This is a genomic window from Mycobacterium sp. IS-1264, assembly GCF_001954195.1.
Lineage (GTDB): Bacteria > Actinomycetota > Actinomycetes > Mycobacteriales > Mycobacteriaceae > Mycobacterium.
In genome coordinates this window covers 38791-48548 of the sequence record NZ_MBES01000019.1, presented here as the reverse complement: position 1 = coordinate 48548, position 9758 = coordinate 38791, and the positions used below count along the sequence as shown (strand labels likewise).

General features: G+C 64.4%; 7 protein-coding genes and 1 pseudogene. 3 read left to right on the top strand and 5 right to left on the bottom strand.

All coding sequences use genetic code 11. The features are described 5' to 3' along the window. Positions 1–57: 57 nt before the first annotated feature. From A5744_RS04635 to A5744_RS04625, 3 genes and pseudogenes are all read right to left on the bottom strand, one after another. On the bottom strand, positions 58–933 hold the full coding sequence (locus A5744_RS04635) for a serine/threonine-protein kinase (RefSeq protein WP_346425760.1): 876 nt from the start codon (positions 931–933) through the stop codon (positions 58–60). A gap of 1149 nt (positions 934–2082) precedes the next feature. Next, positions 2083–2919: pseudogene (locus A5744_RS25290) on the bottom strand (serine/threonine-protein kinase); the annotation flags it as partial. A 119-nt stretch (positions 2920–3038) separates the two neighbouring features. Beyond that, positions 3039–3461 carry a TIGR03618 family F420-dependent PPOX class oxidoreductase gene (locus A5744_RS04625; RefSeq protein ID WP_076058811.1) on the bottom strand — a complete coding sequence of 141 codons (423 nt, stop codon included), beginning with the start codon at positions 3459–3461 and terminating at the stop codon, positions 3039–3041. A 120-nt stretch (positions 3462–3581) separates the two neighbouring features. On the opposite strand from A5744_RS04625, the gene A5744_RS04620 reads away from it, so the two are divergent. The 3 genes from A5744_RS04620 to A5744_RS04610 are packed head-to-tail and all read left to right on the top strand — an operon-like array spanning position 3582 to position 5652. Continuing rightward, positions 3582–3887, top strand: a complete 306-nt coding sequence (locus A5744_RS04620; protein WP_139331240.1) for a hypothetical protein — start codon at positions 3582–3584, stop codon at positions 3885–3887. A gap of 60 nt (positions 3888–3947) precedes the next feature. Further along, positions 3948–4685 carry a DUF899 domain-containing protein gene (locus tag A5744_RS04615; RefSeq protein ID WP_076058808.1) on the top strand — a complete coding sequence of 246 codons (738 nt, stop codon included), beginning with the start codon at positions 3948–3950 and terminating at the stop codon, positions 4683–4685. Beyond that, positions 4669–5652, top strand: coding sequence for a sigma-70 family RNA polymerase sigma factor (locus tag A5744_RS04610; protein WP_076058831.1), 984 nt, complete (start codon positions 4669–4671; stop codon positions 5650–5652). Before A5744_RS04615 ends, A5744_RS04610 begins: the two co-directional genes overlap by 17 nt. Here the strand turns inward: A5744_RS04610 and A5744_RS04605 are convergent. Together A5744_RS04605 and A5744_RS04600 are read right to left on the bottom strand one after the other, a co-directional pair. After that, on the bottom strand, positions 5641–8598 hold the full coding sequence (locus tag A5744_RS04605; RefSeq protein WP_139331239.1) for a hypothetical protein: 2958 nt from the start codon (positions 8596–8598) through the stop codon (positions 5641–5643). The genes A5744_RS04610 and A5744_RS04605 overlap by 12 nt on opposite strands. Before the next feature lie 519 nt (positions 8599–9117). Then, complete coding sequence (locus A5744_RS04600; RefSeq protein ID WP_139331238.1) at positions 9118–9459, bottom strand: hypothetical protein; 342 nt, start codon at positions 9457–9459, stop codon at positions 9118–9120. Between the last annotated feature and the right edge of the window lie 299 nt (positions 9460–9758).

Genomic DNA, 9758 nt, shown 5'->3' with positions numbered 1-9758 from the left:
CGACGCCGCCCAGCGCGCGGCCCAAGACCGCGAAGCCGCCCGCCAGGCCGGCCAGCACTATTTGGAGGCGCTGGCCAGGGTGGGCGGGGTTTGGAGTTGGCCCGCCAGGGCGGCGGCGAAGTCGCTGCAACGGGCGAAGCGCTGGGCGGGATCCTTGGCCAAGGCCTGCGCGAAGACAGCGTCAGTGTTGGCCAGCTCAGAGCGCATGGCTCCGGGGCGGGGAGGGGGCGCGGTCAGGTGCGCGCGGATCACGGAGATGGGGTTGGCGTCGGCAAATGGCTGGACGCCCGTCAGCATGTGGTAGGCCGTGGCGGCCAGTGCGTATTGGTCGGCGCGGCCATCGAGTGCGGCTCCGCGCAGGAGTTCGGGTGCGGCGTAGTTGAACGTTCCCATCGTTTTGATGGTGTCTGTCACCACGCTGGTGGTCACGTCGTCGTCCTCGGCAGGGCGGGCGATGCCGAAGTCGCTCAACAAGATTCGTGGTGTGCCGCCGTCGTCGGGATGGCTGATCATGATGTTGGCCGGCTTGACGTCGCGGTGTAGCAGGCCACGGTGATGAGCATGGTCTAACGCGTCGCCGACGCCGCTCACCACCGCGAGCACCTCGGCGGGAGTGAGTCCCGACGGGTGCCGGGACAGGACTTCGCGTAGGTTGGGGCCGTCGACATAGTCCATCGCGATCCAGAGCTGACCGTTGAATTCGCCGCGGTCGTGCACCCCGACGATATGGGGATGCCACAGCCCCGAGGCCCGATCGGCCTCGCTGATGAACCGTTGCTGAAAGTTTCGGTCGCCCGATAGATCCGCACGCAGAACCTTGAGCGCCTCCAATCTCGGTAACCGGGGATGCCGGACCAAATACACCTCGGCCATCTCGCCCGTGCCCAGCAGCCGCACCACCGTGTAGCCGGCAAACGCTGCACCTTCGCTCAACGGCATAGGATTCGCCTCCTCGGTTCAGGCGTGGACTTTGATCTCTGCTTAGGAGCGCACCGCATACGCCGGAGGATCCTTGGTCAAATCGACTGTGCCAGACGCGTTATAGGTCACATCGAAGGGGTTGCCAGTCGATGTGGTCCCCGTGTATTTGATGGTGCCCGAGACAACGACTTTCATGGTGGTGGGATCGAACGCGAGCTTGGCCTGGGAGAAGTCGCCTGCACTGGTGACGGTGCCTGTGTTGTCAGAGGAATAGCCTTGACCGCACTCTGGCGGCGGGGCGACGCCGTGATAGCAGTATTTTTCCCAGTTGTCGACCGCCACTTTGGCGGCCTGCAGGCCGGTGTCGTTGAGCGTCGCTACGGGTTGAACGCTGGGGTGGGTGGCGTTGGGAGACAGTGCGTTCAGTAGCACCGGTGCTGCCTGCGCACTGATGTCGATGAATCGGTTGGACGATGAGACGAGGAGGGGGCCAGGAAAAACCGAGACCGGCGTCGTTCCGTTCGTGGCGATTCCGAACAGTGCGACGGCCTTGAAGGAGGCGTTTTTGGTCCCCGGCGTACCGATGTCGATGGGCACGGTGGCGGTGTCGAGCTTCCAGTCGTTGCCGTTGCGTCGCAACGCGATTCGGGCCTGTGACAGCGTCGCGCCGAAGCGCGCCGACAAGATCACGTGCTGGACGCTACTGGGGTCATCGCCCGACGCCTGGGGAGCCGAGGTGACCGTGATGTCAGTGATCGGTGCCGACGCCAATTGGGCGCGCAGTGCATCGGCGCTGACCCACTCCGTGGTGGCCGGCGGTTTGGCGCTCAACGATAAAGCGGCGGAGGCGTCCCCGCGCGAGAGCGCCTGGAGATAGTTCTGTGCGGCCAGCCGCGCGGCGCCCTCAGCGGCGCCCGAACTCGGCGGGGCATGGCGATCGGCGCCGTGCGAAACGACCAAATACGCGCCTACACCAGCGACGCAGATCACGGCGGCGACCACGGCCGCGACCCAGCGCCGCGACCGCCGTCGCGGCTGCGGTGAAGAGTCGTGATGCGGCGTTGGGGCCGGTCCCGGCCTGACCATTGTCCAGGCCTGGCGGTCACCGGGCCCGGGCGTCGGAGCTGCGGCGTATGGGCCACCTGGGTGAGGGGCGATCCGCAGCCGGTCGGCCAAGGCCGCCGCGAAGTCGGCGCACCGCTCGAAACGCTGGCGAGGGTCTTTAGCCAAGGCGCGGGCGAAGACCGCATCGGTGCTGGCAAGGTCGGGGCGCACGGCCCCGGGAAGTGGTGGTGGCGCCGTCAGGTGAGCGCTGATCACGGCTACCGCGGGAAGGTTGGAGAACATCTTGGTGCCGGTCAACAAGTAGTAGGCGGTAGCCGCCAGCGCGTATTGGTCAGCGCGGCCGTCGAGGGCCGCGCCCATGAGCTGTTCGGGCGCGCTGTAGTTAACGGTTCCCACCGCCATGTTGGTCACCGTGAGACCGGTGGTGTCATCGATCGGGCGGGCGATACCGAAGTCGCTCAATAAGATTCGCGGTGTACCACCGTCATCGGGCCGACTGACCATGATGTTGGCGGGCTTGACGTCGCGGTGTAGCAAGCCGCGGTGGTGGGCGTAGTCCAAGGCGTCGCTGACGGCATTGACCACCGACAGCGCCGCCTCGGCGGGCATTCCTGAGCGATAGTGCGTGCTGACCAGTTCGCCGAGGTCGGTGCCGTCGACGTAGTCCATCGTGATCCACAGTTGCCCTTCAAATTCGCCGCGGTCATGCACGCCGACGATGTGAGGGTGCCACAACCGGGACGCCAACTCGGCCTCCCGATTGAAGCGCTGCTGGAAATCGGGATCGGCCGAGACATCCGCCCGCAACACCTTGAGCGCTTCGTGCCGCGGGAATCGAGGATGGCGGGCCAAATACACCTCGCCCATCCCACCGCTGCCAAGCAGCCGCACCAGGGTATAGCCGGCGAACTGTGCACCTTCACTTAGCGGCATCGCGTCCCTGATGGATCTCGCAGTCGTTGCTTACCTCGCCCGCAGTCGGCTACAAACCAGACCCTAACGCACCGCTTGGATTCACTCCTGAAGTTCTGCGGAAGCGACGCCGTCCGCCATCACGCCGCCCAGGGCCCGACGCCGCCGACCTTGTCGATCGTGATGCGAGTCAGATATCCGGGTGGCGAGCCGGGCGGCGGAAAACCGGTGCCCGGCCCGAGGAGCGCCGTGGCAATCTCGCCCAGCAGTTCGGGCGCGCCGCCCTCCTCGATGCGCGCCGTGCCCTTGATCGACAAGTAGGGCGTCTGCAGGCCGCTGCGGTCGTCGGACACGATGGTCACCGCCACGCGGGGATCACGCCGAATGTTTCGGACCTTCTGGTGCTCCTCCAGATGGGCGACGACCAGCTCGTCATCGCCGTCGGCGGTGCTCTGCACCACGATCCAGACCACACTGACTTGGGGGCTGCCGTCGCGATTGTTCGTGACCAGCGTCGCTGGGTTTGCGCTGACGAGTTGTCGCGCGTCGTTGTCGAGTTTCATTTCTCCTCCTGGTTTCTATTGGGGTCGCCTATATGGGGGACTCGAGCCGGTGAAACTCATCGCGCCGGAGGCGATGAGATCGGCAGCCCGCCGCCCTCTGTACCGGTGGAGGTGATGCGGGTGAGGAGAGCCGCCGTGGTGCAGTACTTCACGACCACCGATGCCGCGCAACGCAACCGCGAGCTGATCGAGGACGTGCTACGCGAACTGGCCGCCCGAGATCCTGGCGGGGTCGACTACCAGGTACTGATGTTCGACGACGGGGTCGGCTTCATGCACATCGTCGCATTCGACGGCACCACAGACCCGTTCGAGGGCTGCGGCGCCCACCGCGAATTCCACCGTGAACTCGCCAAGCGCCTGGCCACTCCGCCGGTCGTGATGTACGCGGCGGTGATCGGCTCCTATCACGGTCGCCGACCCTGAGCCCCACCGATGAGTTTTGGCGGGTGGCTGCCTCAGTACCGCTGAGGAAAGGAGCGAAAAATGAAAATCCCCCGTACGGCGACGCGCGAGGAGTGGCTGGCGGAACGCCTCGACCTGCTGGCCGGGGAAAAGGCCGCCAGCCGGCAGCTCGCGATGCTGGCCGAGCAGCGCCGCGCACTTCCCGCGGTGGCCATCGATAAGGACTATGTCTTCGAGGGACCCGACGGCGAGGTCGCGCTGATCGACCTGTTCGAGGGCCGCGGCCAGTTGATCGTCTACCACTTCATGTGGCTGCACGACATCGACGACGGCTGTCCGAGTTGCTCATTCGCCGTGGACAACATGCCGGATCCGATCCATCTCAACGAGGGCGCCGACACCACGCTGGCGCTGGTGTCACGCGTGCCGTACCCGAGGCTCAACGAGTTCAAGGCCCGCATGGGATGGCGGCTGCCTTGGTACTCGTCTCACGGTTCCGACTTCAACTACGACTTCCACGTCAGCACCGACGAATCGATCGCGCCGGTCGAATACAACTACAAGGACAAGGAAACGCTGATCCGCGAAGGGCTGGGATACGTGGCCACCAATGGTGCCGACGGGCAAGGCATCAGCGTTTTCGTCCAGGACGGCGGCAAGGTGTTTCACACCTACTCGGCCTACGGTGTCGGCGCCGATGTCATGCTGAGCACCTACCGGTTCCTCGATCTGACCCCGTTGGGCCGGCAGCGCTACATCAACGAATGGCCTTGGCACGACACGTATGGGGCACCGGATCAACATGAGCATCACCACTGACAACGGCGACGACTTCGCGCGGCTGGCTGAGCCGTTTCGGGCCGAGCTGATCGCCTACGGCTACCGCATGCTCGGATCCGTCGACGACGCCGAAGACGTAGTGCAGGACGTCTATTTGGACGCGTGGCGCGCCTACGAGCATTTCGAGGGGCGCTCGTCGCTGCGCACGTGGTTGTACCGCATCGCCACCCGGGCGTTCATCAAGGCGCTCGAGCGTGCAAAGCGGCGCCCGCTGCCGTCGGATCTGCATGAGCCGGCCAACGACCCCACCGCGCGTGTCATGGCGGCTAGCCCAGAGGTGCCATGGCTGCAGCCCGCTCCCGATTCGCTGTTGGCCGCCACGACAAGTGACCCGGTCAAGGTGGTGGCCGCACGGGAGTCCATGCGGCTGGCCTTCGTGGCCGCGCTGCAACTTCTCCCCCCGCGGCAGCGCGCGGTGCTGATCCTACGGGAGGTATTGGGTTGGCCCGCAACCGAAGTCGCGACACTGCTCGATTTGAGCGTCGCCGCGGTGAACAGCGCGCTGCAGCGGGCCCGCACGCATCTGCCCGCAAATGTCGACTCGCCGGCGCCGCCATTGGAAGAGCGGCAGCGTGAACTGCTCGACCGGTATGTGGCCGCGTTTCAAAACGCCGATGTGGACGAACTGGTCGCCGTCTTGACCGAGGACGCCCTCTTCGAGATGCCACCATTCCTCACCTGGTTTAGGGGCAACGCCACGATCGGCGCCTTTCTCGGCGCACGCATGCGTGCGTTCGGCAAAACCCCGGTCGTGCGGACATCGGCCAATGGACAACCCGCGGTGGCGCTGTACCCGGCGACCGCCGGTGGGCAGCATCGCCTGCACGCCCTACACGTACTCACTTTCGCGCCGCGCGGTATCGGTCACGTCGTGTCCTTCCAGGATGTCGAAGCGTTGCGGCACTTCGGCCTTCCGCAATTGCTGTCAAAGGAATCACGGGACTGACACAGTGCGCCGCCTGGCACCGCTGGACGTGGGTTGTAGAGATGCGGCGCATTTGACGGCTTCGTCGGCGATGACGCGGCCCAGTTCGGTGTACGCGGCGAACTGTCCCTCGCTGAACCATTGGTCGGACGTCGGATCGTGGGGAAAGATGTCGCTGGACGCCGCGTACGTCAGCAGCCAGTACGGGCAGGCTTCGCACAGTACCGCTTTCGCGAAAATCAGGATGCCAGCGCTTTTCTCGAGCCCCGCCGCTGCTGGATAGGTGATGTCACCCTTGACGACCGCCCCGCGAGTGATACGGCTGTTGAGGTTGGCCAGCGCGTCGTCTTTGGCGAAGTGTTTTCCAGATCCCGGCGTGATGTTCTCGACGGAGTACGGACCCGTCTCGTTCAGCGTGATCTCCACGCCTAGTTCATATTTCGCTAGCCGAATTGCGTCGGTGAGTCCGATGGGCAGTGGCGGCGGGTCACCGCCTCCGTCGATGACGAAGATCAGTCCGCATCGGCGCCGGAGCGCTTCCACGAGACCCGAGTTGTCATAGTGGCCGCCGTCCGTGATCTGGACTAGGCGCGCGTCGATGTTGTTGATACCGAGGATTTCTCGATACAGGTATCCGCCGCCCCGGATGGTCGGTAGCGATTTTGGCCATCCCCGAGGTAGGCAGTCGAGGCCTGAATCGTTGCGGTGTTCGGCGTCCCTGAGTTGGGTAACGAAGCTCGGATTGGGCAACCAGGTGCCCAGGCGCGCACCGGAGACGGCGAGCAATTTCTCGATTCCCTTGTTCTGGCGTCCCATCGCCGAGGCGAACGCCGCGCCGCTCACCGCGACTGCGGCTTCCACGGTCAGGTCCCGGCGAATCCGGGGTGGCGCCGCCTCGAACAGTTTCTCGGTGTGGAACCAACCCAGCGCCGGTCCGCCGATGTAGTCCGCGCTCATCACGTACGACACCGCGTTGAGCCCGGGCGCGGGCCTGTCGGGGCCGGTGATGGTGGCCGCGCACGCAAACACGAATTGTGGGCCGTTAGTCGTCCGGCCGTACCAGTGCAGCCAGGTGGGTTCGTCGTCGCGATACCGCACGGCTTCGTTCGGCGCGCCCTTGTCGGGGGCGCGGCGGACCGCGAAGGTGTGTGCGAGCCGGCGTCGATAGAAGGGGTGCAGGCTCAAAGACGTGACATCAGCGAACCCGATGAATAACCAGGTGAGGGCGACGCCGCCCAGCCACCAGATCCCAGGAGGCAGGTGCGCGAGGTGTTCGCCCAATCCGTTTCGTGCGCAGTAATGAAATGCGCCGGCGGCGAAGCTGCCCAGCAGCGCCAGCCATACCACCAGAAGCACAGCGAAGGTGGCGACCGTCAGCAGCAGCGAGATGACCTGAGGCGGCAGGATCCGTTTCAGCAATCCCGGGGACGTTTGCATGCCGGCGCTCTTGATCAGCTTGTTCTTGTCGCGCCAGATCATGGCGATCAGCGCGGCGACGTAGTTGAGTCCGACGACCCCTGACAGCGCGGCGAACGCACCGCCCGTGGATGGCGCCTGGCCGCTCACGCCCGAGCAGAGTCGCATCAAGCCGGGCAGCGCGATCGTGAGCGTGAAGACCACCAGCGCGAACCCGGCGCTCGCACGCGCCAAGCGCAGCGCCAACAGCTGCCGGTCTTCGCTGCTCCGACTACTCGATTTCCACTCCTCGAAGAGCGCGTACAGGGTGAACGCTACGGCCCACAAAGCGAAGAATCCCAGCGCCCAATAGGCAGCGGAATGGGTGATAAGTGAGGGGAAATATTTGCCGTTGTTCGGGTCGATGGCTGCGCGCCCGTCCGGCACCGGGGGGAATGCGGCGATCGGGATTCGGGCGAGTAGCCACCCCAGCGCCGAGCCCGCGATAACGGGGACGGTGAAGATGGTCGCAAGCGAGGCCACCAGATTCTTGAGCACCTCTACGAGCGCGCGCAGCAAGCCGACTGGTGAGTCAGCGATGTAGCTCGACCGGCTGCGAATGTGATCGAACTCTGCCGATCCTTCTTCAAACCGCTTCGAGATCGGCACCACGTTCGGCAGGGGTGGTTGGGGTTTGTCCCCTTGCTCGGGTTGCTTGTTGCGCTTCCGTTTCTCGGTGCGCTTTTGCTGCGGGTCGACCTGTTTGTCCTGTACCGCCAGCAGCCGCGCGCCGGCGGCATATCCGCCTCCCGACACCGAGATGACGTAGTCCAGGCCGTCCAACAGCGTTGCAGCGCTGCTGCCATTCCCGCTCGGTTTCGCCACGGCATCGGTTGCGCTGGATGGTTTGGAGAACACCTGCATAGCGCCCATCGCCACGCAGGCAGACCGAACACCTCCGCCCGAAAGGCACAGCGCGCGAAGCGGTTCCGTGCGATTCTTCAGCGCGTCGGTGACGCCGGGCACACTATAAGAGTGCAGCCAGCGCTGCTGGTTTTCGATGACGGCTTCAGCCGTCTGGCCGGAATCTGCAACTGCCTTTTTGACGGCCTCTTGGGTTTCCGTCGGCTTCGGCAAGTCATTAGGTGCCAGTACGTCATCCCACCACGGCGCCGGCAGGGGTTCAGCCTCCGCGTCGGTCTTGATCCACCGAAATAGTTTGACCGAGCGCAGCATCTGCGGAATCGACACGCCCTTGCAGCTATGCCAGATGCTTAGCCGCCGGTACCAGGCCATTAGGTCACGCAGGACGATCCCAAGGGAAGCAAGTACCCCGACTGCCCCCACTGCGATCATGCAAAACTTGATGGTCGCGGCGGCTTCCGCGGTGCGCCAACCGATTCCGTGCTGGGCCGGCGTGATCCACAGCAGCAGGTCTTCGATCCCGTTTGCTAGCACCGCGATGACTACCGCGGCGATGACGAAGGCGGCGATTCCGCGACCTGCTCGGGAACTCGCGCGAGCACGATAGAACAACGCGCAACCCAGCAGCACCAACCCATAGGCGACCAACAAACATACGTCACTGAGTATTGGTGCGGATAATTGCGATCTAGGCTCGCCGATCGCGGGATCTCCAAATGCGTAGCGGGTCAGTTGCCGTATACACGGGCCGTCCACACCAAAGCAGCTGAGCGCGCCCGCGACGATCATTCCCAGCGCGATAATTGGTAGCCACGCTGACAGACGTTTCTTCATTGCCGACAGACGTTTGCGCATTTCGCCTCCCAGGCTCGACCGTTAGTCGCCGGCCAATGTGGCTAACGGATAGCTTGACATATTTTGCTGGATTGCACGGGGCAGCACATGAATATCGCTACAAATCAAATTGCCAATAAGGGGATCAATGGCGATCGTGAGCCGTACTGCCTGGTGGCTGCCATCCCCGCTCGATTGCCATATCAGCGAACGTGCCGCCTCAATCCTCGCGGTGGCGTTCGTAATCCCAGCGCTCTAACCATGCGGAGAGGCGATGAATTCCGACGCTGACAATTATCAGCATGACCGCTTCCATGGCTATGAGCAGGTCATTCATAGCCGTTCCATTTCGCGCGCCATTGCGGCGTTCTCGATGTAGAGCGGGCGCCGTGCGTAGTAGCGACGCGGCTCACGCTCGACATAGGAGTCCAGCGAGTCCAGCGCCGCCGACAGCCGTTGCCACAGCTGGGCGATCCAGTGCCGGCGGGTGGCGGCGGTCTGCGATGTGGCACCGGCAGCGGCAGTTGCGAACATGACTTCGCGTTCGCTGATGAGAACGGGCGGCGGGGAAGCGGCGATAGTGCTCTGCGCTTCCGCGGCGTCCGCGCTGCGGGCCGGTTCAATCGTTGCAGCGGCGCGCTCGTCTGGCGCCACTGTCTTCGCGGTAGATAACATTTCGACTCCCTGAGGGGCGGGGTTCGGTTCCGGTCAGTCCGGCTGTGATGAAGAATTTATGAATCCACCGGTGTCGACGGCACGCGTAACGGACTACCTGTATTGCGGCGCAGGACCTTGCGGCGCCGGTCGAGTCTCCGGCAGCGATCGCCGAGGCCGTCGCCGCGCTGATTTTTGCTAGCCGGGGGTGATAGCGAAGCAAACATGTTGCGAGCGTGTCTAATTCAGGTGTGATGAGCGGGTTGGCACTGCCGGCGGCAGTGCGGTCGGCCGGATCTGCCGGAAAGAAACCGATCAGG

Coding starts and splice junctions, on each gene's coding strand:
- A5744_RS04600 (WP_139331238.1), bottom strand. CDS start 9,459: ATGTTATCTACCGCGAAGACAGTGGCGCCAGACGAGCGCGCCGCTGCA.
- A5744_RS04615 (WP_076058808.1), top strand. CDS start 3,948: ATGAAAATCCCCCGTACGGCGACGCGCGAGGAGTGGCTGGCGGAACGC.
- A5744_RS04610 (WP_076058831.1), top strand. CDS start 4,669: ATGAGCATCACCACTGACAACGGCGACGACTTCGCGCGGCTGGCTGAG.
- A5744_RS04625 (WP_076058811.1), bottom strand. CDS start 3,461: ATGAAACTCGACAACGACGCGCGACAACTCGTCAGCGCAAACCCAGCG.